Origin of the sequence: Paenibacillus sp. FSL R7-277 (genome assembly GCF_000517965.1) — a bacterium.
Lineage (GTDB): Bacteria > Bacillota > Bacilli > Paenibacillales > Paenibacillaceae > Paenibacillus_AQ > Paenibacillus_AQ silagei.
In genome coordinates this window covers 25,466-50,710 of the sequence record NZ_ASPX01000019.1, presented here as the reverse complement: position 1 = coordinate 50,710, position 25,245 = coordinate 25,466, and the positions used below count along the sequence as shown (strand labels likewise).

The window sequence follows — 25,245 nt, the reverse complement described above, 5'->3', positions numbered from 1 at the left end:
TAATTGTATCGAAAAAAAGAGACATTCTTTGTGTCGAATGTCTCTTTCAGTTCTTTATGGACTTTTTCAGTGGCCTCGAAGAGCGCAGGTGTATGTTTACTTGTTATGGCTGCTCCGCATATCTCCACCAGGCGAAGGTTCCGGCGATTCCGACAATCCCGGTATAGGCAATGATGATGATACTGCGTAGCTGCAGCGAACCGGTGCTTTGGAATACCGACGGGATCGTCCATGGGAAATAAGGCGCGAATCCGAAGGAGCTGAGCACATTGGACAGAATGACGATGATCAGGATGAGTCCCAGGGGAGCCAGGTAGCCCTTGGTCACATTAGCCAACAGAATACTTGGCGCAGACACCAAAATGTACAGCAGCGAGGTAATCAGGAACTTAAGGAACAAGCTCCAAATGAAAGTGGCGGACCCGCCTGCAACACCCAGGATAGCTCCTACGGCAAGGCCTACGGCAAACATATAGATGGACAGTAACAAACACCATGCTAAAATGACCAGAAATTTGGCCAATACAATTTTCGCCCGGGAAATGGGCTTGGCCAGTAAATCTTTGATGGTCCGGTCTGAGAATTCCCGTCCGAATACCCATGCCGCCACAAAGGTGTAGCCGATCAGTCCCAGCGGGGCAAGCGTCTCCAGCAATCCGTTTAAATACGCTTCCCAGGTAACACCGCCGGCTTCACTGGATAATACATTTCCGACGCCCATCATGATGGGCCCGAAGCCTAGAACCAGGAACATGATCCAGAACACATTCGAGCGGATAATCTTGCGAAGCTCACAATGTAGCACCGATAGAATATTCATTATTTAATCCCCCTGTTAACCCCGATGGTGCGGAGAAAATAGCCTTCCAGATCCTCTGTAACCACCCGGAGTGACGTTGGCGGCTGATTGCTTTGCACGAGCAGTTCAGCCAGCCGTTCCGGATGATCTGCCGCATGTTCATTGGTGAGTTTAATGGAGCCGTCCGCGGTGTCCACAAAATCATAGCCATGCGCCTCCAGCACCTTCTTTAAGGCAGGCTTGTTCCGGCCGTTCACGACCAGGCTTTTCTCCAAAGACTGCTCCAGCTTATCCATTGCCACTTCCTTCACCAACTGGCCGCCATGAATAATCCCAATCCGTGTGGACACCTTCGAGAGCTCCTCTAACAGATGGCTGGATATAAACACCGTGATGCCGAAATTGTGCGCCAGATTATATAACATATTCCGTATCTCTGCCACGCCAGCGGGATCAAGCCCGTTGATCGGCTCGTCCAGGATCAGAATCTCCGGGTTGTGAATCATCGCTTTGGCCAGTCCCAGACGCTGCTTGTTCCCGAGGGAGAGATGCTTTGCTTTTTTCTTTTTGTGCGGCTCCAGCCCCAGCTTATAGATCACCTGAGATACTGCATCCTTGTCCGGGACTCCTTGCATACGTCTTGCGATCTCCAGATTCTCCGTTACAGTCAGATCCGGATAAAAGGTCGCCTCCTCCAAATACCCGACTTTGCTCCATAATTTAGAGTTTCCGGCGTCGACCTTCTCACCTAACATATAGAGCGAGCCCGAGTTAGGCTTGATCATCGCCAGCAGCATCTTGATCGTCGTTGTCTTCCCGGCGCCGTTCAGTCCCAGGAATCCGAAGATCTCACCCCGGGTGACCTCCAGCGAAAGATTGTTTAATATGGTATAGTCGCCAAACCTTTTGTGCACTCCGTCAATTTGTATCGCGGGCGTGCTGCCGATTCTTTTCTTGGATAGAATACTCATTCTTCCTCCGACCTCCTGCTTGGTTCCAGTGATTGTTGTATCCTGCTACAACGTATTGTCACATCCAAACATGAAGCATCATTAAAGGAAAAATAAACAGATCTGAAGAGAATATAAAAAACTATAAAGGCAGACTGAATCGGATCCCCAGACCGCCATACTCCGAGGAGAAGGCCGTAATCTCGCCTCCATGATGCTCAATAATTGATTTACAGCTGGCCAGCCCCAGCCCGAGTCCGCCCTTCCGGATCTGTCGCGACGGGTCCACCGTGAAGAATTTGAGGAACAGTGAAGACATGTCCTTATCCGGCACACCGATACCATTATCCTCAATCTGAAAATAGGCATGATGCTCCCGCAGATATCCGGTCATATACACCTTAAGCTCAGTCTTACCGCCATATCTCACAGCATTACTGAAGAGATTGCCGAACACCCGGCGAATCATCGGTTCATTAACCGTCAGCCATATGCTGTCCGTGAAGGAATGGCGGCAAGCCAGTTCAATATCAAGTCCCGCCAGCTCATACTCATATTCAAAAGCAATGTCGGCGAACAGCTCTGTCGCTTTTACAGGCTTAGCGGTCATGGATTCAAGCTCCGATTTTTCTTTGGTGAAGCTGGAGAAATCATTGAGGAGCTCCACCATATAGGCGGACTTCCGCTGAATTAATTCATAATACTCCTGCTTCTCAGCTTCGGGTAAGTTCTGGTGTGTAGCCAGCAGTTCAGTGAAGCCGTTAATCGAGGTCAGGGGTGTCTTCAAATCGTGGGCGATGGCGGCAAGCATATCGGTCTGTTCTCTGTGGGCGAGCTGAAGCCGATGCTCCATCTTATTGAAGTGATTATATAGCTCTCCGATCTCGTCCTTACGCTTCAAAGCCAGCGGAGGCAGGGGACGGACCACATTGACTTCCTCCAGCCGGGCATTCAGACGCCGGATGGGCTTCTCAATATAATAATGAATATAGATGATCAGAATGGAAAATATGCAGCCGGCGATGACGAAGATGGGCAGCAGTAATACTACATATGGTGAGTCCAGCAAAGTGGTACGTATTGGGGAATATACGGCAAAGATAAACTTTAAATACAAACCAATCGAGAACATCAGAATCAGCAGCATTAGCAGGAATAGCAGGGGAAGCTTAATTTTCAGTTTCATCCTATTGCTCTCTTTCTATGTATTTATAGCCTATGCCCCAGATGGTTTTAATGAAGTTATGCTCAGGACCCAGTTTCTTGCGGATATTCTTGATATGGACCGTTACGGTATTGATCTCTCCGTATTCGTCTCCCCAGACGTTTTCATAGATCTGCTCACGGCTGAGTACCTGATTGGGGTGACGCATCAGGACAGACAGAATTTGAAATTCCTTCGCGGATAAGTCGAGCTTCCGGCTGTAGAGGAAGGCTTCATACGTTTTGTCATTCAAAATAAGCGGAGCATCGGCTTTGTCTTTGGCAGGACTAAGCTCGCCCCACTCTTTGTGCAGCCTGTCCACTTTGCGGAAATGAGCCTTGATCCTGGAGGCCAGCTCCTGAATACTGAACGGCTTGGTCATGTAATCATCTGCGCCGATTTCCAGACCGACAATTTTATCAATGTCCTGATCCCGTGCGCTTAACAACATAATCGGAACATTATAAGACGACCGAATCGTCCGGCAGACATCCAGTCCGCTCATATCTGGCATGACGACATCGAGAACAATGAAATCAATAGGGTGATCATCCACCGCAGATAGGGCTTCTCTCCCGGAGCTTGCCGTAATTACAGCGAATTGCTCATACCTTAGCGTCTTACTGATGAGCTTCACGATTTCTTCATCATCGTCTACCACTAGTATTGTTTTGGACATATTACTACCTCCCGGGGCACTAACCATTCTGAGGTTAATCATAATTGCTTACCCTTGTTGTTGCAATCCTTGCCAAAATGGTACCATTAGCTGGCGGGCGTATTGCTTTGTCTGCTAAGTATACTGACAGAAAGGGCTGCGAATCATGAATAGGAACATCTTTATTATTGAGGATGACGCTCTGCTTCTGGAAGCGCTTCGAGAAAGCTTAAGCCAGTGGTCCTATGAAGTAAGCAGCCCCAGTGATTTTGCTGGGGTGATGGAAGCCTTTGCTGAGCATCGGCCGCATCTGGTGATTATAGATATCCAGCTTCCCAAATTCGATGGCTTTCATTGGTGCAGGGAGATCCGGGCCGTCTCCAAGGTTCCGATTATTTTTCTGTCCTCCAGAGATCATCCAACGGATATGATCATGGCGATGAACCTAGGGGCGGACGATTACGTCCAGAAGCCTTTTCATATGGATGTCCTGCTTGCCAAGGTTCAGGCGGTACTGCGCCGCACGTATACGTATGAAGAGGTATCCCCGGATATGATGGAGTGGAATCAGGCACTGATTGATGTACACAGCGGCGAAATTTATAAGGATGGGAAGACCATTAGCCTGACGAGAAATGAATTGCTGATTCTGGCGGCGTTAGTCCGGTCTAATCATAAGATCGTCTCCCGTCATGAACTGATGAAGAAGCTGTGGGACGATGATCAATATGTGAATGACAATACGCTCACTGCCAACATCACCAGGTTACGGCAACAGCTTGCTGCTCTCCAATTAGCTGAAGGGATTGTCACCAAAAAAGGTCTTGGCTATATGGCCGTCACGCTGTAGGAGGGAGGAATCCGTTGTTCATCGCTTATCTTATTTATAAAAAAAGCTGGATTGGCTTAATGGGTCTGCTGCTGCTGCTTACCAACGCTCTGATCCAATTCGACGATGGTATCGGTGTGGAGCCTCAATCTCTGCTCTATTTGAATGTTCTGTTCCTGACGGTCTGTGCTGGTTTCCTGATCTGGAGGTACAAGAAGGAAACTGCTTATTATAAGTCTCTGCTTAGCTTGTCTAACGGGGTGGAAGAGGACTGGTTTGTGAATATCCCGGAACCGCGCAGCCGTTATCCAGAGGGGATGATCTATACTCTTCTGCAGAACATTCATAAGCATGATCAGCACAAGCGCCGTGAGTATCAATCTGCCAAGCGGATGGAGCATGATGATCTGTCCTCCTGGGTGCATGAAGTGAAAACGCCGCTTACAGCGATGAAGATCATCATGGATGCCCAGCGTTCGAATGAACTGGCGCAAAGGCTGGACGCGCCATGGCTCCGGATGCACCTGTTAATTGACCGGCAGCTGTATATTTCGCGGTTGGCTAACATAGACTCCGACTTACTCCCGGAGAAGCAGCGGGTGCAGGACCTGATCAGGGAAGAGGTTCGCGAGCTGGCCACCTGGTGTATGGAAAAAAATATATCCATCGATCTGACGGGGGACACAGAGTGTACCGTGTACACGGACAAAAAGTGGTGCGGGTTCGTGATAAGACAGCTGCTAACGAATGCGATTAAATACAGCCGGGCGGATGGAAAGGTAACTATTCATATTGCCCCCGATGAGCTTGATTTCGTCACTGTAACGATTACAGATGAAGGGCCCGGCATTCAGGCGCATGACCTGCCGCGAATATTTGATAGAGGTTTTACCGGAGAGAACGGGAGAGTCCAGCACTCCGCCACGGGCATGGGACTGTATCTTGCCAAGGAAATAAGCAAGAAGCTGCACATCCGGCTGGAAGTTGACTCGGCTATTGGCGAAGGTACATCGGTTCGGATGATATTCTCCAGTGATAATCCATTTGAACGCATTAGACGGTCCTTAGTGTAAAATGGGCATAAATGAAGTAGTCAGGATATATACAACCTGGCTGCTTTTTATTTTAAGCAAGGTGACAAAAATATCACATTAGGCCTCTTTTTATCACCTAAAGCTTGCGACCCGGTGCCGTAGAACCTTTACACTGTGTATAGAACAACTGGATGGGAGGGGCTCAGATGAAGAATCAGACCACACCGAAGACTGTTTTATTGGCTGAAGGCTTGCGTAAATCTTATGGTGCCAAAGGAAATGCCCAGCAGGTGTTACAGGGGATCGACCTGCGGGTGTTGGAGGGGGAGTTCGTGGGAATCATGGGGCCTTCAGGTTCCGGCAAGACCACTCTGCTTAATACCTTAGCTACGATTGACCGTGCCACAGCGGGGCAGATTTTTATACAAGAATACGAGATTTCCAAAATGAAGGATAGCCAGCTTTCCGACATCCGCCGTAAGCACCTGGGTTTTATCTTTCAGGATTACAATCTGCTCGATACCTTAACGGTCAAAGAGAATATCCTGCTGCCGGTGTCGTTAACCCGTATAAGCAATAGTCAGGCCGAGGCGGAGTTTAATGCCATTGCCGGGATTCTGGATATTATGGATTTGGCGGGCAAGTACCCTGCTGAAATCTCAGGCGGCCAAAAACAGCGTACCTCTGCGGCACGGGCGTTAATTCACTCGCCTTCGCTTGTTTTTGCGGATGAGCCTACCGGGGCTCTTGATTCCAAAGCTGCTTCTAACTTGCTGGGGAATCTGCATGAGATTAACCAGACCCGGCAGGTCACCATTGTGATGGTTACGCATGACCCGCTCGCCTCCAGCTATTGCAGCCGTGTCATTTTCCTCAAGGATGGTAAAGTGTTCGCGGAATTGTACAAGGGTGACAAGACGAGGGAAGCCTTCTTCAAGGACATTCTCGATATGCAGGCCGTACTCGGAGGAGGCAGCCAGCAATGACTCTACGGAAATTAGTCATTCGCAGTATGCGCAAGAACCTCAAGATGTACTACCTCTACTTTTTTGCGATGATTTTCAGCATCAGCTTGTATTTTATCTTTTCGACTCTGCAGAATGATCAGACGATTGTAACGATGGTGAAATCCAGTATGGACTTCTCCACAACCTTACAAGTCGCCGGAATATTGCTCATTGTAATCACCATTGTGTTTACCATGTACGCTACGGGCATCTTCATCCGAAGACGCAGTCAAGAGATCGGATTGTATCAGTTAATCGGCTTATCCAAAGCCTGGGTTGCCCGGGTGTTGATCCTGGAGCACGCTATGCTGGGTCTGGGTGCACTGCTGATTGGCATGGGGGTCGGGGCGCTGCTCTCACGGCTCTTCCAGCTGCTATTCATGAACCTGTTAGGGCTTGAAGCGGTGATTGGCTTAACGTTCTCAGGCACGGCTGCCCTCCAGACCCTTGCTGTGTTTACCTGCTTAATTGTGGTTACCTCGGTACAGATCATATGGACGGTATACCGCAGTACGCTGCTGCAATTGTTCCAGGCTAATCATAGGCAGGATTCCCCGGTCAAACGTCCAAGCATCATCTCAGGCATGTTGGGAATAGCCGGATTAGGGTTGATCGGGTGTGGCTATTATCTGTCTACATTAATTGTTACCAACACCGATATACTGATGTTCCTGATGTTGCTCGTGCTCGCAAGTACGATACTGGGAACCTATCTGATTTTCCATACGACCATAAGCTGGATTCTCAATGTATACCGGAACAGGAGGAACGGAAATCTGGGCTTGTACAACAGCCTGTCAGTCGCCCCGTTAATGCACAGAATCAAGGGTCACGCCAATTCCCTAACCTTAATTACCGTGTTGTCTGCGATGACAATTACGATGGTGTCCCTGTCCTATTCCTTATATTATTCCACGCGGAGCGATGTGAGATTGTCGATGCCCTTTGACTTTGCCGTGGAGAATATGCCTGAGGAAGCCGCTAAGATCTCCAGCCGGTTAGAAGAGGAGCAGATTGCATTCGACCGCCATCAAGTCGAGGCCATCCGGTTTCATGGCGTATGGGTGGATCAGGGTTCAACAGCAGATGAGATGGACAGCACGTTTTTGCTATTCTCCGCAGAGCAGATGGCGCAGGCTGGGTTAGATCTGGAGCATCCCCAGGATGGTGAAGGCATCTATTATAGTTCACGGGCGGTGATAGAAGGAAGGGAGATCGTCTCTCCCCAAGAGGTGCTGTATGAATCAAGCGATCAAGCAGACCGCCTGTCCGTCTCCAGGTATAAGCTTGCGAACGTGATGAATTACATTTTCTATGGGGATCAATTGCTGGTCTCGGGTGATACGTTCGAGCGAATGAGAGATAGTATTCAGAAGGAGGAGTACAAAGAATTCCTGACCTACGAGGTCTTTAATGTGCTGGACCCTGAGCAAGCAGGGGCTGCTTCTGACATCTTCCTGTCGAATGTGGACAGTGACCGGTATCTCACGGACTTCCAATCCGCCTATGAGGGATCGCGCCAGACCTTCGGGCTGCTCATTTTTATTGCCGGCTTCCTGGGATTTGTGTTTATATTGTCCACGGGAAGTATCCTGTACTTCAAGCAAATGACCGAGGCTGAACAAGAGAAAGCCCATTACCGCACCCTGCGGCAGCTTGGATTTCAAGTCGGCGACATCATGAAAGGCATCATCCGCAAACAGCTTTTTGTCTATTTAATTCCTCTGGTGATCGGGTTAATTCATGCTGCGTTTGCGCTTAACGTCGGCTCGGTCCTCATCGCCGCAAGTATGCTCACCCCCATCCTCATCAGCATGGCTGCATATATCGTCATCTATCTGATGTTTACCGTGGTGACCATCAGGTATTACAGAAGTATTGTTACTGATGCTATATAGAAAGGAAGAACAGTATCTATTCTACTCAAGCAGCAGCCGAACGGTCACCATTCCCGCTGGCGGCTACACTCTCATGACGGCGGCGTATAATTCCGCGCGTAACCGCCTTTTCAAGCTCAATAATTACGAACAGCGCGGCTCCCATGAGGAGCGGGAAGGACCAGTAGGGCAGGCCGATCGGCACTGTGCCGAACACCCGGTTCATGAACGGCAGATAGGTGATGGACAGCTGGAGTACGACCAGCAGGCCGGATACGACGAAGACCGCCCTATTGTCGAAAAATCCCTTGCGGATTGCCGGTCCCAGCTCGGTGCGGCAGTTGAAGAGATGGAACATTTGCGCCAGGACGATGGTCTGCATGGTCACTGTATTGACGACAGCCTGTTCATATCCATTGCTGAGCATGGACATGTTCATGGACAGGGTTCCCCCTCCGAGCAATACGGATACGAACAGAATGCGGAAGATATAATAGCCGCTGAGCAGGGGGGCCGCCGGATTGCGCGGGGGCCGCTTCATCGCTCCGGGCTCAATCCGCTCAAACGCCAGTGCCAGGGAGACGGTGACCGAGCTGACCATATTGACCCACAGAATCTGGATCGGCGTCAGCGGAATCATCGTGCCCAGCAGGATGCTCGCCATGATCAGGAAGCTTTCTGCACCGTTGGTCGGCAGAATGAACAGGATGGTTTTCTTCAAATTGTCGTACACACGCCGGCCTTCCTTGACGGCCTTGACGATGGTGCTGAAATTATCGTCGGCCAGAACCATTTCCGAGGCGTCCTTGGATACTTCGGTGCCTTTGATGCCCATGGCTACGCCTACATCTGCCCGCTTGAGTGCCGGGGCATCATTCACTCCGTCACCGGTCATGGCACAGATATTGCCGCTGCTCTGAAGCGCTTCGACCAGCTGGAGCTTGTTCTGCGGACTGGTGCGGGCGAAGATGGCATACTTCTGTGCAGCTTCCTTCAACTCTTCCGCAGACAGGTTGTCCAGCTCCCGGCCTTCAATCGAATGCTTCCCATCGCCGATGCCCAGCTGTTCACCGATGGCCATCGCTGTCTCTTTATGGTCGCCTGTAATCATCTTGACCTCGATCCCGGCGTTCTGGCACTCGCGGATCGCATCCACGACTTCATCACGCGGCGGATCGACGATCCCTGCCAGCCCCAGCAGCACCAGTCCTTCCTTCAGATCTTCATGGTCTATCTGATCAGGGGAGGAGTCCTCCGGCAGCTCCTTCATCGCCAGTCCGATGACCCGTTGTCCCTTGCGGGCATGGGCCTGCATCTGGCCGTTCCAGAAATCAGCATCGAACGGAGCCTCGGCTTCGTCGTCCGCCTGCCGGTCCGCCATTTCAAACAGACGGTCCGGCGCACCTTTGACATAAATGACTGAACGTCCCTCGTATTCGCTCAGGACCGCCATGTATTTGTATTCGGAGTCGAACGGGAGCTTGGAGCGCGTCTTCAGTTCAGTAACTTCAGATTGGGCCTTGCCCGCAAGCGTCAGCAGGCAGCCTTCTGTAGGATCGCCTTGAAGCTTCCACTCCCCTTGTTCTTCCGTCAGCACAGAATCGTTGCAGGTCACCCCGCATATCAGCAGATGCTTCAGCGTCCGGTCCTGCTCTGGATCGGCCTCCTTGTCTTCATCCCGTATAATTTCACCTTCAGGCGCGTATCCGGTTCCCGTAACCCCGTATTCATGCATGGACGTTACTACAGAGGTGACGGTCATTTCGTTTTTGGTCAGCGTTCCCGTTTTATCGGAGCAGATGACGGAGACCGCGCCCAGCGTCTCTACGGAAGGCAGATTGCGGACGATGGCTTTTCTCCGTGCCATATTCTGCACACCGATCGCTAATATAATGGACAGAATGGCCGGTAAGCCTTCGGGGATGGCCGCTACAGCCAGTCCGATGACCGACAGCAGCAGCTCTCCGGTCTCATAGTCGCGCAGCCCGTAGCCGAAGCCGAACATCAAGGCGGCGACGGCTACGATAACAACCGACACCATTTTGCCGAAACGGGCGGTCTGTTGCAAAAGCGGGGTGCGGATCTCCTCCACGGAGGCGATGGACTGGTTAATTTTCCCGAGCTCCGTCTTGCCGCCGGTTGCCACCGCTACTCCAATTCCTGTCCCGGAAGCAACGGTTGTGCCCGAGAAAACCATGTTGGTCCGGTCACCAAGCGGACAGTCCTCCTCCAGCGCTTCCGTCTGCTTCTCCACCGAGGTAGATTCGCCGGTCAGCGCCGATTCCTCGACCTTCAGATTACTGCTGCTGAGCAGCCTGAGATCTGCCGGGATTCGGTCGCCTGGATTCAGCAGCACGATATCGCCCGGCACCAGCTCTGCCGCTTCGATGGCCGCCGGGCTGCTGTCCCGCAGTACCTGAGCTTCCGGGGATAGCATATTCTTAATGCCCTCCAGCGCTTGCTCGGCCCGGTGTTCCTGCACGAAACCGATGGCCGCGTTGACGATGGCTACGATAATGATGACAATGGTATCGGTCCAATGGCCGAGCAGGGCCATGATGACGGCTGCGACCAGCAAAATGTAGATCAGCACATCATTGAAATGTTTCACAAATTTAAGGGCCGCCGGCGATTTCTTACCTTCCGGCAGCTCATTCCTTCCATGGCGGTCCAGCCGCGCGGTTGCCTCGCTGCCGCTCAATCCCTGTTCCCTGCTTGTCTCCAATGCTTCCAGCGTACGCTGGCTGTCCATGGCATGCCGCAGCTTGTCCTGCTTCTTCGCCAAGTCAGTCGCCTCCTCTGGTTCAAATCTTCCCATTCATTAAACGGGAACCCGTCCGGGCAAACGCTTTAGAGAGAAGTCGTTGCCAAATGTTCACTAATAGAAATTCAAGTTGATGGATTTTTATAGAAATTTTGAATCAAAGTGATAAAAATCTTTAATATATTTACATTTATTAGGATAGAAGTGTATGATGCAAATGTATTTATTTTACTTTTTATAGAAAAATCTATGAGAATATTCTTTGGGAGGTGATAGGTTTGATCTACGACAATGTGCTGCAATTAATTGGGAACACGCCTATTGTTAAACTGAATTATCTTCCGGACCCGTATGGGGCGCAGGTATTCATCAAGCTGGAGGGGCTTAATCCCGGCGGCAGCATGAAGGACCGCACGGCGCTCTACATTATCAGCCAAGCGGAGGCAGCGGGACAACTGAAGCCCGGCGGCACGATTGTTGAATCCTCCTCCGGGAATCTGGCCATCGGACTGGCGCTTGTGGCACGGCAAAAGGGGTACAAGCTGATCTGTGTGGTCGATCCCAAGATCAGTCTGGTCAATCTCAGTATTATCCAGGCCTATGGTGCGGAGACGGTAATGGTTGATCAGGCTGATGAGTATGGCAACTATCTTAAAGCCCGCCTGGACAAGGTACAGGAGCTCGTCAAGCAACTGGGAGCATTCTGGCCTAATCAGTATAATAACCCGAGTAATCCTGAGGCACACAGACAAACGACCGCGCTTGAAATCTATGAGGCGTTCGGTAATGAGCTTCAGTGGGCAGTGATACCGGCAGGCACCTGCGGTCTCATTACCGGGTGCAGCCTGGGGTTGAAAGAACATATCCCGCACATAAAGATTATGGCTGTTGATGCTACCGGCTCGGTTACCTTCGGGAAGCCGCCGGGTGTCAGACATCAGATTGGCATTGGTTCAGCTATAGTACCGGGCAATGTGCGAAGAGAGCTGTATGACGAGATTACGCATGTCTCGGATGCAGAGGCCTTCTCCACCACCCGCAGGCTGGTTAAGGAAGAAGGGCTGCTGGTCGGCGGCTCCGCAGGTGCAGCGGTGTTCGCGGCCCTGAAGCTTGCCCGCCGCCTGCCTGGCGGGGACAAAGTGCTTGCGATTCTTCCAGATCGCGGAGACCGGTACTACAATACTATTTTTTCGGATGAATGGCTGGAGCAGATTGGAATTGAACTGGGTAAAAGCGCTGTGAAAATATGATCGGGGGTGCTGGAGATTACCGTTTCCTTACGTAATGAGGTGATTGACCGTGCCGTCAGACAGACCCGCAGGCAGCTTGAGAAGCTTGCTGCTATGGCATCTTCCGGTGAGATTAGGCTTCCTTATGTTACGAACAACGGAAGCTATATGCTGGAGGATAAGTGGTCCTCCGGATTCTTCATTGGACTCCTCTACCAGCTCTATCAGTTGACCGGCGATACTCTTTATATTGAGGAAGCTGACCGCTGGATGGGCGGGATTGAGTCTTATAAGAATCAGGGGGATTATCAGGATATTGGCTTCCTGTTCTATTATTCTTATGCGTTCGGGTACGATCTGACCGGTAAGGAAGCATACAGAACGATTGCGCTTGAAGCTGCTGACAGCCTCTTTGATTCGCGTCTCCCGGGCGGTTATCTGGAATGCAATTGGCTGCCCGAGGGGAAGCGCTATGCAGGCGTCGACAGTATGATGAACATCCGGTTGTGGCTATGGGCCTATCGGATAACCGGTGAGGAGCGCTATCGCGCCGCTGCCATCGAATCAGCACAGATTACAAGTGCTGCGCTGATGAGGGAAGACGGCTTCACTTACGAATATATGAGAATGGACTCACTTACGGGAGCCCCGGAGCAGCCCTACAACAAGAACGCCAAATTCAGCTCAGCATCGGTGTGGGCCAGAGGCCACACATGGGCACTCTATGGAGCAGTTCAAATGTATGTGCTGGGTCATGAAGAGGAGTGGAGAACAAAGGTTGAGCGGCTCTCTGCATTCTACTTAGCCCATGTCTGTTCGGATGGTGTTCCGGCCTGGGATCTGATGCTGTCCCATCAGGGGACGGCTATGAGGGATGCTTCGGCTGCTGCGATCGCTTGCTCTGCATTCTACCAGTTTGCCGCAGCCTTAAGCCCTAATGATCCCTTACGCCAGCAGTTCCGGCAAGAAGCAGAGAGGGTGCTCGATGTTCTGATTTCTGTGGAGTATGCGCCCCCGGGTCCGGAGCATGAGGGACTGCTGGTGCATGCCAGCACGCCGCTGCATGTCGTTCAAGCCGCAGGAGAGTCCCAGATCTGGGGCGATTATTTTCTGCTGGAGGCTCTATATTACTCATTGGAGGTCGGTTCTTAATGAATATCAGTGCCGGATCGATAGAATCTAGCGATATTAAAATTGTCATCGAAGAAGGCCACGCTGCAATGCAATGCATGAATATGGTGCCGGAGCTTACGGACCGCCAAGTCTATGAATATGTTGTTCCCATTCTGAAGCAGTATGGCTTGGCGGATCTGTCCCCCCAGATCTGGTTCAATGGAGCCAATGAGTGGGTCATCCGCAGCCGCTGCGAAGCCTTGGCCTACTCTCTGAATCCGGTTAATCAGCGGGAAGGTGTAACAGGATGAGTGTAGCTGCCGAATCCTTAGTCTATTTCTATGTTCCGGGATACAAACCGAATTACATAGAGTACGCTATGACCTTCTATCCTATGAATATTATTCTCTGTCTGGAAGACGGTACGCCGGAGGATAAGAAGCTTGAAGCAAGATACGTGGTCAAGAATGCCCTTCAGGAATTCAGCAGCGACTCGGAGCATACGCTCATTGTCCGCGTGAATAGTGTTCATACCCCTCACTGGGAGCAGGATCTGGAAGAGCTTGTGCCAGAGCGCCCTGCCCGAATCCGGCTGCCCATGGTCCGGACGGCGGAGGATTTACGGCAAGTGGAACGCAAGGTGCAGGAGATTATACACAAGCGCAGCTTGAACTATTCTCCCAGCTATGAAGTCATGATTGAATGCTGTGAGGCTATATTCAATCTCGGAGAGATTCATCAGGCCAGCCGGAATATTTATGCGTTTACCTTTGGAGGAACGGATTATTTCGATGACTGTGTGGCTAAGGGACTTGTGGACCCGGCCCTGGAAGTTCGGAAGGCCAAGCAGAAGCTGGGGGAATACTGCCGCAGTGTGGGCCTTCAATGCTTTGACACCACTTACATGGCTTATCGTGATCTGGAGGGATTCCGCGAGGATTGTCTGCTCTCCAGGGAATACGGCTTCACGGGGCGTTCTGTAATCCATCCGGACCAGGTGGCCGTCGTCCAAGACATATACGGAATTTCAATAGCGTAGGAGGCTGTTATGTTCACAACATACCGATTGGAATTGCCTGAGCCTGTGACTCTGAATAAGCTGCAAATCCCTGTGTTCACCCATATGTTCCTGCAAAATGTATCTGCCCATAAGGTGCAGGTCGACCCGATTCAAGGGAGGCGCATCAGCGTCACCTATCTATCGTCTTATCCCAGGGAGCAGATTGAGCGGGAGGTTGCTATTTTCCTGGAGCGGTTCACCCCGGAGCATGATGAGGCATCCGCATCATCCGCTGAAATACTGGAGCCTGAGCTGAATATGGTGGAGCTGCATGAGCCGCCGCTGGAGAAGCTGTGCTCCTGCTGCACGCCGGGCAATCAGCGGAATATCTCGGATGATCTGCTGGAGCAGAGATGGCTGACTTTATTGAAGAATCAGGAGCTGGCGTACCATCGTCCGATCATCACTCTGCTGGAGTATTTTGACCAGAGTTATGTGGATTATGTCGGCCGGAGAATTGGGGATTGTCAGCAGCGGCAGTATTCGGTCTTGTTGCCTGCTTCGTTCGCCGAGAAGATGAATTACTTCCATAGCGCACCAATGCATTTGCTGCTGGCCACCCATTTAAGCCATGATCAGGAGACAATGAAATCCTTCGCTGCAGATGTATCCGCGAATAACGGGAAGCTGCCGCAGGACTGCGGCCCTTATCTGGAGACGCCTCCCTATATTCTGCAATCTGCCCCCTGCTATAAAGTCTATATGGAAATGGAGGATCAGGTGTTTGAGGACAATACCGCTTTTGTACTCAAAGGCCAGTCCTTCCGCAATGAGGGCAAACGTGTATATCTGCTGGAACGGTTGTTGAATTTCACCATGCGGGAATTCGTATTTCTGGGTACTCCCGAATACGTCACCCGGATGCGTGACTTGACATTAGAGTGGACCGTGGAGTGGATGGAAGCGGTAGGGCTGAAAGGCGAGTGTGCCTTAGCCAATGATCCATTCTTCCTGCCGGGTAAGGTGAAACAGAATTTCAAAGTGCCCAAACATGTCAAATACGAGGTTCGCGCGGATATCCCGTATAAGAACGACACGATTTCGATTGCTTCCTATGACACGCACGGCGATTTTTTTGCAAAGACCTTTAACTTTAGACTGAGGGATAACGCCGAGACATGGTCGGGCTGCATCGGGCTTGGCCTGGAACGGGTAGTATGGAGCTTTCTGCAGCAGTACGGTCTACAGAGTGAAAACTGGCCTGCGGCTATCCCGGAGAGCGTAAAGTGACTGCTTCCGGCCAAGCTGCAGCAGCCTGGATTGCCGAAACGATGGTCTATAGTGTTCTGGCCGAGGCTGTGAGCTGGCCTTCCCCCGGATTGGTATCGGCGGTGAGCAACGGATGTCATGCGGATATGGATATTTACACTTTTCTGAGAAGCGCACTCCGCATTCAACCTTATTACCAGGAAGCTGCGCGCCTGGGCATAGAACAATCCGGGGGCCGAACCGGCAGGGAGGATTTGTTCAGGATGCTCCAGAAGACCGGGCGGCGGGCCGAGGCTGACATGCTAGGAGCTACCGGGGGAGTGAATACCCATAAGGGAACGATCTTCCTGGGACTGATTCTATGCGCGGCTGCCGGAATGACGAGTCAAAGTCCATCCAGTGCAGTAGAACCGCAGGAGATATGCCGCTTGGCTGGAAGGCTGGCTGAGTATCCGCTGCGGGCACAATTGGCGGACATTCTGGAGGAGACGCACAGTGCAAGCACGGGCGGACGCGCCTACAGGGAGTGGGGGATTAGAGGGATACGGGGCGAGGTTATAGACGGATTTCCGTCCATTCTTCAGCAGGGCTTGCCTGCCTTGCGGGAGGCGCTTCAACAAGGAGCAGATTTGCGGACGGCGCTGATCCACTGCTTGCTATCATTGATGGCTGTGGTACAGGATACCACGCTGCTGAACCGCAATTTCGACAGGGCAAGGATTGACTATACTCAGGCGAGTGCATTAGCGGCGTTGGACCGGGGGAGTCTGTTCACCTCTGAAGGCAGAGCCTACATCCGCAACATGGAGGAGGACTTCCGTCTCCGTTCCCTATCTCCCGGCGGATCAGCCGATCTGCTGGCCATGACGCTTGCTTTGCATTTGTGGACTGAGAATCAGGGGGAGGAAAGAGTGTGGCGAACGATTCCGCTGTATCAGCCATCCTTCGTGACCGGGAGCGCCTCCATGAGCTAAGAGAGGCCCGGTATCCGGCAGCAGGCTCACTGATCCAGATTATGATGAATATTCCTGGGCCGGATAAGAGGCTGGCTGTTGCTTATGAACTATTCGAGCTCTGTATGGAGGCTTTACAGGAAGCTCTGGCGGTTGCAGTTTATAAGATTCTTGCGCTGGAGCGGATCGGGCTGGCGCTTGGTCCGGTTGCTTATCTTCAGGTATCTGCGGATGCGGCGGCATTGAAGCTATTCTGTCTGTCCTTTGAAGGGGAGCATCCGCTTAGCGCTTATTGGGATATGGATATTTATGATTCATCGGGAAAAGCAATGGGCAGGCATGAGCTGGGGGCTCCTTCACGCCGCTGTTATCTGTGCGGCCAGCCTGCTAAAGTGTGCGGATTCCTGCAGCGTCATTCGCCGGAGGAATTAATCGGACGTATGGCTGCTGATCTGGCGGCAAGGAAGGCAGTCACATGAATCTTTTCCGAAACTTAAAGGTGCCCCGGCCGGTGTTTGCCATTTGTCTGAACACACTGGTTACCCATCTTGGCTTCTACGCTATGACGGCGATATTAACGGTCTATCTGTCTCAGGTCAAAGGACTGCCGCTGTCGGTTACCGCTGTAGTTACCATGATCTTCACGGTGTCTTACCGCAGTGCGAGATTCCTTACCGGACCTCTGCTGGACAACATGGACCCGTTCAAATGCATGTGGTTCGGCTGCCTGCTAACAGGGGTCTCCATCGCATTGGTAGATTTCTGGCAGTCTCCGGTGTTGATTACTATACAGCTTATCATTGCCGGGATCGGCTACTCTGTCCGAGGCTTATCCTCCAAGGCTTCTTTATCCTTCGTGGGGAGTAAGGATGGCAATGCCCTGTTTTATTTTGCGAATTCCAATATGTATACGAACGGTGCAGCCATTGCCGGGCCCTTAATCGGCTCCTTTCTGCTGACTAGCTCCTTGAAAAGCTTCACGTTGACCTTCGTTGGAGGGTTTTATGTGTTAGGTGCCATCCTGCTCAATATCTTCCCGCCCGGGTGTAGTCTGCAGGGCCGGGAACGGAAGCCGGTAAGCTTCTGGAAAGGATATCAGACCGTTCTGCTCGATAAAAGCTTCCGTAAAGTGCTGCTGTTCAATATGATCGGCTGCTTCTTCTTCACCCAATTGTTCAATTCCTTTCCTTATTTAATCGGCACTTATTATAACGCTCCGGAAAGGCTGGGAAGTCTGCTGATGCTGAACGGAATCCTGGTGGTGGCGCTGCAGATTCCGGTCGGGCGCTGGATGAATACCGCGTTGTCAGGCCAGCGTGAGGGATACCGGCTGATGCTGGCGTTTCTGCTATTTAGTGTTTCTTTCTCAATGAATGCGATCATCGGCTCGATCTGGGGCTACTACGTATTCGTCGCGTTGTTCACCCTTGCAGAAATATTATTCATCCCCACGATAGATGCGTATGTCTCTAACGCTGCCCACCCGGATCTGCGTATCACATATTTCAGTGTCATCGGATTGTCCACAGCCCTTGGAGAAGGAATCGGTGTATATACCGGGCTGCAATTCATACATATGTGGAGCATCTACGGAAAGCTGTCCTATTTCTGGTTGTCCCTGGCTCTTCTGTCTGGACTGTCTCTTGTACTATACGTAATGCTAAACCGGTCACCTGTTCATCACAAGGAGGAGGAGAAACTATGGCGGTATTAATTCTGAATCAAAGGAGGCGGGCCTTCGCTCCTTATCTGACCTGGCTGGAGGATCTGGATGAAGAAGTATACCTGTATACTTCGCCGGCATATGGTGAGATAACGGAACCCTTTGCCCTTGTGCAGGTGTTCGACAACTGGGTGAGCAATGACCGGGTAGAGATCGATGCGTTACGATTGTATGAGGAACATCCTTACCGTCTGATCATCGCTCTCGATGAGAGTGATCTGATTCGTGCGGCCCGGCTGCGTGAACGGCTGCACCTGCCTGGTCAACAGCTGGAGAGTGCAGTGGCTTACAGGGATAAGGCGGTGATGAAAAGCTTAGTCAGCCCGCAGGTATCCTGCCCGGCATTTCGCAGACTGGCTTCACCGCTTCACTTGTATGATTTTGTGCTGGAGCACGGCTTGCCGGTTGTGGTTAAACCGGTGGACGGCATGGGCTCCATGAATACGGACATTATACGGACCCGGGAGCAATTGAACGATGTATGGGAACGCGGCCTCGGCAGCGGCTTAATGGTTGAAGCCTACGTAGAGGGAGAAATGTATGAGATCGATGGGCTGATGATGGGCCAGGAGATCCGTTTCGCTTCTGTGGGCAAATATTCCTGCAAGCCGCTGGAGATACTCCAGCAGGATTGCTTCGTGGAATTGCTCAGCCCCGGCTGCGCGGTGTATGAGCGGCTGGTTCATGAAGTTCAGCAGGTCATTGAAGCCTTGCCCTCACCGGGAGTTTCGACCTTTCATTGTGAAATGTTCCATACCCCGGAGGATGAATGGGTATTCTGTGAAATTGCCAGCCGGACCGCAGGCGGGCGGATCAGTGAGTCGATCAGCGCCATGTATGACGTTGATCTGAACCGGGAGTGGGTCCGGGGGCAATGCGGACTGCCGCTGAAGCTGCCGGTGCCAAGGCCGTCACAGGTAGCGGGGGTATATCTAATGCCGAAACGCCCGGGAACGGTAAAGACCATTCCGCAGACGCTGCCCTTTGAATGGGTGAAGGAATACGTGCCCCGCGTCAAAGAAGGCGAACAACTGGACGCGGCTCATTCCAGCGTGGATGCCGTGATGACCGTAATCATCGTAGGCGAGAATTCGGCATCGCTGCAAGTCAGGCTGTCACAGCTGCTGCGGTATCTGGAGCAAGAAGTGCAAATTCTGCCCGCCTATAAGGAGGATACAACCAATGAAGCACCTGTTACTAGTTGAAAGCAATGAGTCTATCGCAGGTATCCAGGCCTGCAAGGAGATGGGGTACACCGTAACGTTGCTGACCCAGAATATTCAGCATTACCTGAAGGGCCAGCCGCTGGAGTCCCACCCGCTCCGGTTGGTAGATTACATTCATGAAGTGGACACCTTTAATGAAGAAGCTGTGGTTGACTTTGTCAAAGCGTACCATCAAGCGAACCCTTTGACCGGAGTGATGTCTTTTGCGGAATTCTACGTGGTTCAGGCAACGGCAGCTGCGCATGCGATTGGTGTGCCGACCATGCAGCCGCTGGCGGCCAAGAATGCCCGGAATAAATATAAATCCAGAGAAATCTGCGTTCAGAGCGGCGTTCCGGTTCCCCGTTCACTGCTCGCAGGCAGTATAGAGGAAGCTTGCCGGCACGCCCATTCCATGGGTTATCCCTGTATCGTTAAGCCGTGTGACGGGGCTATGAGTATCGGGGTGGTCTTTGTCAACAATGAGCTAGAGCTGCGGCAGGCTTACGACAGCTATGTGAACAACCGGAATTTTGGGCGTAATCTCTATGGAAGTACGGATGTGCTCATTGAGGAATATGCAGCCGGACCTCTGGTCAGTGTGGAGATGGTCACTTATCAAGGGCAGGATCACCTGATCGGGATTACGGACCGCCGTCTGGTTGGATTTCCGTATTTTGTAGAGACAGGAGCCAGCTTTCCGGTTCGGTTAAGCCATGAGGCGGAGATCGTGGAGGTGGTCCGCCGGGGACTGCATGCGCTTGGGGTTGACTTTGGCCCCACACATACAGAGGTTGCTCTCACTCCTGAAGGTCCCAAGATTATTGAATTTAATCCGCGGATGGTAGGCGGGCCTGTTCCGGAGATGATTAAATACGCAACCGGCATTGACCTGCCGCGTGAAGTGCTTCGTATGCATATGGGGGAGGCCCCGGAGTTGACGCCGAGCGTCTCACGCGGTGCTGCTTCACGGGAATTCTGTTCGCCGGTTGACGGCAGGCTGATCGAGGTTACGGGGCTTAAGGAATTAGAGGGGCGTGCGGACATTCTGCGATCGCATTTCATTGCTGCCGGGCGCGAGGTGTCCTTTCCGAGATCTAATTTTGACTGGATTGGCCGAGTGATGGTTGGAGGGGACGATGCAGAGCAGGCTGAGCAGAAGTGCAGTGAAATCCAGAATACGATCGGCTTGCACATTGCAGCCAGACCTATAAGCTGAGGAGGCCTTGAGCATGTTATATCTGAATACCACAAACCTGGAGCAGATGAATCTTCCCTGGGCACTGTGCATGGATACGATACGGAGTGCTGTCCAAGTGATGGCAGCGCACGAATTCTCCCAGCCGATTAAACCCTATCTGCTCTTTGATAAAGATCCAAGCAGCCGGATTATTGCCATGCCCGCTTATGTGGGCGGAGAGATCGGGATGGCAGGCATCAAGTGGATCGCCAGTTTTCCCGGTAACCATGGCAGGCAGCTTCCCCGTGCCCACTCGGTGACGATACTGAATGATTCCGGCAGCGGGAAGCCGGTGGCTATCATCAACAGTCCGCTTATCTCCGGGATTCGTACAGCTTCAGTCAGTGGGCTGATGATCCAGGAATACGAGAAGGTACACCCTTTTGCCGGTAAAATGATTGCCGGTATTGTCGGGTTCGGACCGATCGGTCAGCTCCATCTGTCGATGCTGAATCAGCTGCTCGGGGACCGGCTGGAGGAGGTTCGGATCTTTGATCAGAATCCGGATGCTCTGGATCATATCCCGGAAGAGCTTGGGACAAGGGTGCGGCCTGTGGATTCCTGGAAGGAAGCCTACGAAGGGGCTGATCTGTTCATCACCTGTACAATTTCCAGCTCCGGCTATATTGACCGCAAGCCCAAAGAGCAGAGTCTGCTGCTGAACGTGTCTCTGCGCGATTTCACCCCGGCGATCTTAAGCTACACCTCAGCCATTATTGTCGATGACTGGGATGAAGTGTGCCGTGCGAATACGGATATTGAACATATGCATCATCAAAGAGGGCTGCGGAAGGAAGACACGGCGTCCATCGTCGAGGTGGTCTGCGGCAACGCGCTGGCGAAATTCCCGAAGGAGGAAGCGGTCATGTTCAATCCGATGGGAATGGCTGCCTTTGATATTGCCATTGGATCACTATATTATCGTGAAGCGCTGAATCGCGGGTATGGTAAGGAGTTGGAGGAGTAGGAGCAGGGGGCAAAATCAGCATACAAAATAAACGGGCCGGATAAGAGATATCCTCTTGTCCGGCCCGGCTGTGTACTGCCTCATCACAAGGCTATGGATTCTTGCGGTGCTTCTTCTCTTCCGGATCTGGTGCAAGGCCAGGAGCTGACACCTCTGGGTCATTCCCCAGCACGGCGCCTACGACCTCATCCAGCTTATCTGTTTCCGATTGACCGTCCGCCGGACTGGGTTCGCCCTCCGGAATCGGGTGGACGCCTGCGGTGCGTCCGTCGAGCGGTGCTTTTTTATCATCCTTCATCTGTCAGTCTCCCTTCTAAGTGCAGGTTCTGTCTTAGGATGTGTCTGCGGTAACCGTTCTATGTATCGATAACCGCAGCGGAGGCTGATGAACCATACGGCTGGTTAGGATTGGTGGACCACTTCCATACTCTTTTCCAGGGCAGTCTTATAATAGTGGCATTTATGGTCTATAACTTCCATCGTTTTTCTTAATTCCTCCATCTGCGCTTCTACGGAAGCCTTCCGCTCCAGGAACATGTCGTATCGGCGCTGCAGTGTGGAATCTCCTTCGGAGCACCATTCAATGAAATGCTTAATCTCTTTGATGGGCATCCCGGAGGCCTTCAGGCATTCAATAATCCGCAGGGCCTCCATATCGGAGGGCTTGAATACGCGTTTGCCGCTGGGAGTTCTCTCTATAGAAGGGAGCAGGCCCTCTTTGTCATAATAACGCAGGGTATGCGGGGTCATGTTGAAATGCGCTGCCGCTTCGCTTATGGAATAGGTCTTCATCATCGTTCTCCTGTCCTGGATATTTCGGGCTTGACTTAGAGTTAACTTTAAGGAATATCATAGGCTTTGTAAAGCTTAAAGAATGATACTATTCTATTGAAAAGAGGTCTCACTATGATACAAGTTAACGCACGCGCTGCATTCAGCCAGGAAGGCCCGTTCAAGCTGACAACGATCGAACGCCGGGAGCTGCTGCCGCAGGATGTTCTGATCGAGATTAAATACGCCGGTATTTGCCATTCCGATATTCATACCGTCCGCGGGGAGTGGGGACCGGTGAAATATCCGCTGGTTCCGGGGCATGAAATTGCAGGTATTGTCAGCCAGATCGGTTCTGGAGTGACGAAATATGCAGTTGGCGACCGTGTCGGGGTAGGCTGTATGGTCGATTCCTGCGGAGAGTGCAGCAGCTGCCGGCAAGGCGAGGAGCAATATTGCCTGGAGGGGAACACGGGAACCTATGGAGCGACTGACCGCCACGGGCACTATACGCAAGGCGGATATTCCACGCATATCGTTGTCACTGAAGACTTCGTGGTGCGGATTCCCGACAGCCTTCCGCTTGACGCTGCTGCACCGCTGTTGTGTGCCGGAATCACTACTTACTCACCACTGCGCCACTGGGGAGCTGCTCCCGGCAAAAAGGTGGCTGTAGTGGGTCTCGGCGGGCTGGGGCATATGGCAGTAAAAATTGCTCATGCCATGGGGGCTGAGGTTACGGTGTTATCCCAATCCCTGAAGAAGAAGGAAGACGGCCTGCAATTGGGCGCAGATCATTATTATGCCACCACTGATCCGGAGACATTTAAGCAGCTGGCCGGTTCCTTCGACCTGATCATTAATACGGTCAGTGCGCAGGTGAATATCAATGCTTTCCTGTCACTCCTGGCGCTGGACGGGACGTTGGTGAATGTCGGTGCGCCTGCTGATCCTTTGGCTGTTAATGCCTTCTCGCTGATCGGACACCGCCGTTCCTTTGCCGGTTCGATGATCGGGGGAATCCGCGAGACACAGGAGATGCTTGACTTCTGCGCTGAACATCAGATTGCTTCCGAGATTGAAGTGATTTCGGCTGACCAGATTGACGAAGCCTGGGAGCGTGTGCTGGCCTCGGATGTGCGTTACCGGTTTGTGATTGATATCAGCACGATGGGGAAGGCCTAAGTCTTTAGAGGAGCAAGATTCTTAATCTATATTGTTTGAAAAACAGCCTGCAGGAATGGAACTACTCCATTCCCGCAGGCTGTTGGTATTTCTGCCTAGCTTCTCCTACGAGAAGCTATATAATCGCACCCCGTGCGGAGGCACGGTGGTCTGCAGCACGCCGCCGCTAAGCCCAGCAGGCGTCTGGCTCCACAGCTCCGTACCTGCGGCCACGCCGCCGAGGCCGATCTCTTCGAGGCTTAGCTCAACCGGCAGCGGGCTGTTGCTGGTGTTGAAAACGGCAGCATACCGGGTGCCGTCGTCATGAGCTGCGGTCCAAACGATCAGCTCATCGTGGTGAAGGGCTTCCCTGGCGCCATGGCTCTCGCGCTGCATGCGCAGCACCTCGCGGTTGGTGAGCAGCGACAGGGTCCAGTCGTCATTGTCCCGCAGCTCGCCGCCGAAGATCAGCGGCGAACGGAAAATACTCCAGAGCGACATCATCGTCAGCTGCTCGTCCCGGGTGAAGCGGGTCCAGCGGTCATCCCCGCCGCCGTCAACGGAGCGGACGCCGATGTGGCCGAGCGGCAGCATGTCGCAATCCGGCCAGGAGCCGGCCTGCGGGACGCCCTGCCAGCTGCGGCAGCGGCTGAACATGTCCAGCAGCAGCTCCCAGCGGTCCCAGAAGTCATCCGTGATGCGCCACATGTTGGCATGCTCGGTGAAATGCTGTGCGTATTCTACCGGAGCAGGGCCGGGGGAGAGACTTAGCACCATGGGGCGACCGCAGTTCTCGATTGCCCGGGAGATCAGGTCAATCTCCGGCTGATGGGTATCGTACAGTCTGGAGGCGGCGATGTCATCCACCTTGACCAGATCGACGCCCCACTGGGCGTACAGTTCAAAGAGTGAATTATAGTAGGCCTGAGCGCCTTCCTTGGAAGCATCGACACCGTACATATCTGTATTCCATGGACAGATGGAGTTCGTGTGCGCGATCTCGCGGGCAGTTGCCTCCGTCCCCAGAATCGCGGTGCCTGCATGGGCGGCCTGACGCGGAATGCCGCGCATAATATGAATACCGAACTTCAGTCCCAGGCTGTGGACATAGTCAGCCAGCGGCTTGAAGCCCTGACCGCCCGCTGCCGAAGGGAAGCGGTTCTCGGCTGGCATCAGCCGGGAGTATTCATCCATGATTAGAGGGACGAAGGGGCGGTACAGAGAGGACACGGCACCAGGCTCATACCACTGGATATCAACGGTGATATAGCTCCAGCCGTAGTCTTTGAGATGCTCGGCCATATATTCCGCATTGCCGCGGATTTCCGCTTCGGTTACGGCTGCGCCGTAGCAGTCCCAGCTATTCCAGCCCAGCGGGGGGACAGGTGCTGCAAGCTTATGATTCATTGTGTAATCTCCTTATCAGATGGATTATTGCTCCTCATAAATCCATCATAATCAAGGAGAAACCCAATATCTATAGTAATGT

At 52.4% G+C, this 25,245-nt stretch carries 24 protein-coding genes; 16 read left to right on the top strand and 8 right to left on the bottom strand.

Annotated elements, in window-relative coordinates:
- Positions 1-103: 103 nt before the first annotated feature.
- From C173_RS08020 to C173_RS08005, 4 genes are all read right to left on the bottom strand, one after another.
- Positions 104-820, bottom strand: coding sequence for an ABC transporter permease (locus tag C173_RS08020; RefSeq protein ID WP_036723896.1), 717 nt, complete (start codon positions 818-820; stop codon positions 104-106).
- Positions 820-1,770 (bottom strand): ABC transporter ATP-binding protein, encoded by a 951-nt coding sequence (locus C173_RS08015; protein WP_036723895.1) that lies wholly within the window; start codon positions 1,768-1,770, stop codon positions 820-822. The genes C173_RS08020 and C173_RS08015 overlap by 1 nt, the downstream gene beginning before the upstream one ends.
- 121 nt (positions 1,771-1,891) lie before the next feature.
- Complete coding sequence (locus C173_RS08010) at positions 1,892-2,935, bottom strand: HAMP domain-containing sensor histidine kinase (RefSeq protein WP_036723894.1); 1,044 nt, start codon at positions 2,933-2,935, stop codon at positions 1,892-1,894.
- Between the two features lies 1 nt (position 2,936).
- Positions 2,937-3,632 (bottom strand): response regulator transcription factor, encoded by a 696-nt coding sequence (locus tag C173_RS08005; protein WP_036723892.1) that lies wholly within the window; start codon positions 3,630-3,632, stop codon positions 2,937-2,939.
- 145 nt (positions 3,633-3,777) lie between these two features.
- Here C173_RS08005 and C173_RS08000 point away from each other — a divergent pair, with 145 nt between their 5' ends.
- The 4 genes from C173_RS08000 to C173_RS07985 all read left to right on the top strand — a co-directional run bounded on the left by C173_RS08000 (position 3,778) and on the right by C173_RS07985 (position 8,379).
- Positions 3,778-4,461, top strand: a complete 684-nt coding sequence (locus tag C173_RS08000; RefSeq protein WP_036723891.1) for a response regulator transcription factor — start codon at positions 3,778-3,780, stop codon at positions 4,459-4,461.
- Positions 4,462-4,475: 14 nt separating this feature from the next.
- On the top strand, positions 4,476-5,513 hold the full coding sequence (locus C173_RS07995) for a sensor histidine kinase (RefSeq protein WP_036723890.1): 1,038 nt from the start codon (positions 4,476-4,478) through the stop codon (positions 5,511-5,513).
- Between the two features lie 167 nt (positions 5,514-5,680).
- On the top strand, positions 5,681-6,460 hold the full coding sequence (locus C173_RS07990) for an ABC transporter ATP-binding protein (protein ID WP_036723889.1): 780 nt from the start codon (positions 5,681-5,683) through the stop codon (positions 6,458-6,460).
- Positions 6,457-8,379, top strand: a complete 1,923-nt coding sequence (locus C173_RS07985) for an ABC transporter permease (protein WP_036723887.1) — start codon at positions 6,457-6,459, stop codon at positions 8,377-8,379. The genes C173_RS07990 and C173_RS07985 overlap by 4 nt, the downstream gene beginning before the upstream one ends.
- Positions 8,380-8,404: 25 nt before the next feature.
- On the opposite strand, the gene C173_RS07980 is transcribed toward C173_RS07985, so the two are convergent.
- On the bottom strand, positions 8,405-11,143 hold the full coding sequence (locus C173_RS07980; protein WP_442792621.1) for a cation-transporting P-type ATPase: 2,739 nt from the start codon (positions 11,141-11,143) through the stop codon (positions 8,405-8,407).
- A gap of 257 nt (positions 11,144-11,400) precedes the next feature.
- Between C173_RS07980 and sbnA the strand changes: the two genes are divergently transcribed.
- Genes sbnA through C173_RS07925 form a run of 11 tightly spaced genes read left to right on the top strand, consistent with a single transcriptional unit; the run spans position 11,401 to position 21,821 of the window.
- Positions 11,401-12,372 carry a 2,3-diaminopropionate biosynthesis protein SbnA gene (sbnA, locus tag C173_RS07975; RefSeq protein WP_036723885.1) on the top strand — a complete coding sequence of 324 codons (972 nt, stop codon included), beginning with the start codon at positions 11,401-11,403 and terminating at the stop codon, positions 12,370-12,372.
- Positions 12,373-12,411: 39 nt separating this feature from the next.
- Positions 12,412-13,503, top strand: a complete 1,092-nt coding sequence (locus C173_RS07970; RefSeq protein WP_235191819.1) for a glycoside hydrolase family 88 protein — start codon at positions 12,412-12,414, stop codon at positions 13,501-13,503.
- Positions 13,503-13,775, top strand: coding sequence for a hypothetical protein (locus tag C173_RS07965; protein WP_036723883.1), 273 nt, complete (start codon positions 13,503-13,505; stop codon positions 13,773-13,775). The genes C173_RS07970 and C173_RS07965 overlap by 1 nt, the downstream gene beginning before the upstream one ends.
- Positions 13,772-14,503, top strand: a complete 732-nt coding sequence (locus tag C173_RS07960; protein ID WP_036723882.1) for an HpcH/HpaI aldolase/citrate lyase family protein — start codon at positions 13,772-13,774, stop codon at positions 14,501-14,503. Before C173_RS07965 ends, C173_RS07960 begins: the two co-directional genes overlap by 4 nt.
- A 9-nt stretch (positions 14,504-14,512) precedes the next feature.
- Positions 14,513-15,754: a hypothetical protein gene (locus tag C173_RS07955; RefSeq protein ID WP_036723881.1), complete on the top strand. Its 1,242-nt coding sequence runs from the start codon at positions 14,513-14,515 to the stop codon at positions 15,752-15,754.
- Entirely contained in the window at positions 15,751-16,707 is a 957-nt protein-coding gene (locus C173_RS07950) for a triphosphoribosyl-dephospho-CoA synthase (protein WP_036723879.1), read from the top strand. The genes C173_RS07955 and C173_RS07950 overlap by 4 nt, the downstream gene beginning before the upstream one ends.
- Complete coding sequence (gene citX, locus C173_RS07945) at positions 16,647-17,165, top strand: citrate lyase holo-[acyl-carrier protein] synthase (RefSeq protein ID WP_036723877.1); 519 nt, start codon at positions 16,647-16,649, stop codon at positions 17,163-17,165. The genes C173_RS07950 and citX overlap by 61 nt, the downstream gene beginning before the upstream one ends.
- On the top strand, positions 17,162-18,400 hold the full coding sequence (locus tag C173_RS07940) for an MFS transporter (protein WP_036723876.1): 1,239 nt from the start codon (positions 17,162-17,164) through the stop codon (positions 18,398-18,400). The genes citX and C173_RS07940 overlap by 4 nt, the downstream gene beginning before the upstream one ends.
- Complete coding sequence (locus tag C173_RS07935; protein ID WP_051477907.1) at positions 18,388-19,614, top strand: ATP-grasp domain-containing protein; 1,227 nt, start codon at positions 18,388-18,390, stop codon at positions 19,612-19,614. The genes C173_RS07940 and C173_RS07935 overlap by 13 nt, the downstream gene beginning before the upstream one ends.
- Positions 19,592-20,833, top strand: coding sequence for an ATP-grasp domain-containing protein (locus C173_RS07930; RefSeq protein WP_036723875.1), 1,242 nt, complete (start codon positions 19,592-19,594; stop codon positions 20,831-20,833). Before C173_RS07935 ends, C173_RS07930 begins: the two co-directional genes overlap by 23 nt.
- A gap of 13 nt (positions 20,834-20,846) precedes the next feature.
- Positions 20,847-21,821 (top strand): ornithine cyclodeaminase, encoded by a 975-nt coding sequence (locus C173_RS07925; RefSeq protein WP_036723874.1) that lies wholly within the window; start codon positions 20,847-20,849, stop codon positions 21,819-21,821.
- A gap of 91 nt (positions 21,822-21,912) precedes the next feature.
- Here the strand turns inward: C173_RS07925 and C173_RS07920 are convergent, their stop codons facing one another.
- Entirely contained in the window at positions 21,913-22,119 is a 207-nt protein-coding gene (locus tag C173_RS07920; RefSeq protein ID WP_036723873.1) for a hypothetical protein, read from the bottom strand.
- 104 nt (positions 22,120-22,223) lie between these two features.
- Positions 22,224-22,613: a MerR family transcriptional regulator gene (locus C173_RS07915; RefSeq protein ID WP_036723871.1), complete on the bottom strand. Its 390-nt coding sequence runs from the start codon at positions 22,611-22,613 to the stop codon at positions 22,224-22,226.
- Between the two features lie 114 nt (positions 22,614-22,727).
- Here C173_RS07915 and C173_RS07910 point away from each other — a divergent pair, with 114 nt between their 5' ends.
- Positions 22,728-23,777, top strand: a complete 1,050-nt coding sequence (locus C173_RS07910; RefSeq protein WP_036723869.1) for an NAD(P)-dependent alcohol dehydrogenase — start codon at positions 22,728-22,730, stop codon at positions 23,775-23,777.
- A 105-nt stretch (positions 23,778-23,882) separates the two neighbouring features.
- Here C173_RS07910 and C173_RS07905 read toward each other — a convergent pair whose 3' ends face one another.
- On the bottom strand, positions 23,883-25,163 hold the full coding sequence (locus C173_RS07905) for a glycoside hydrolase family 27 protein (protein ID WP_036723868.1): 1,281 nt from the start codon (positions 25,161-25,163) through the stop codon (positions 23,883-23,885).
- Positions 25,164-25,245 lie beyond the last annotated feature (82 nt).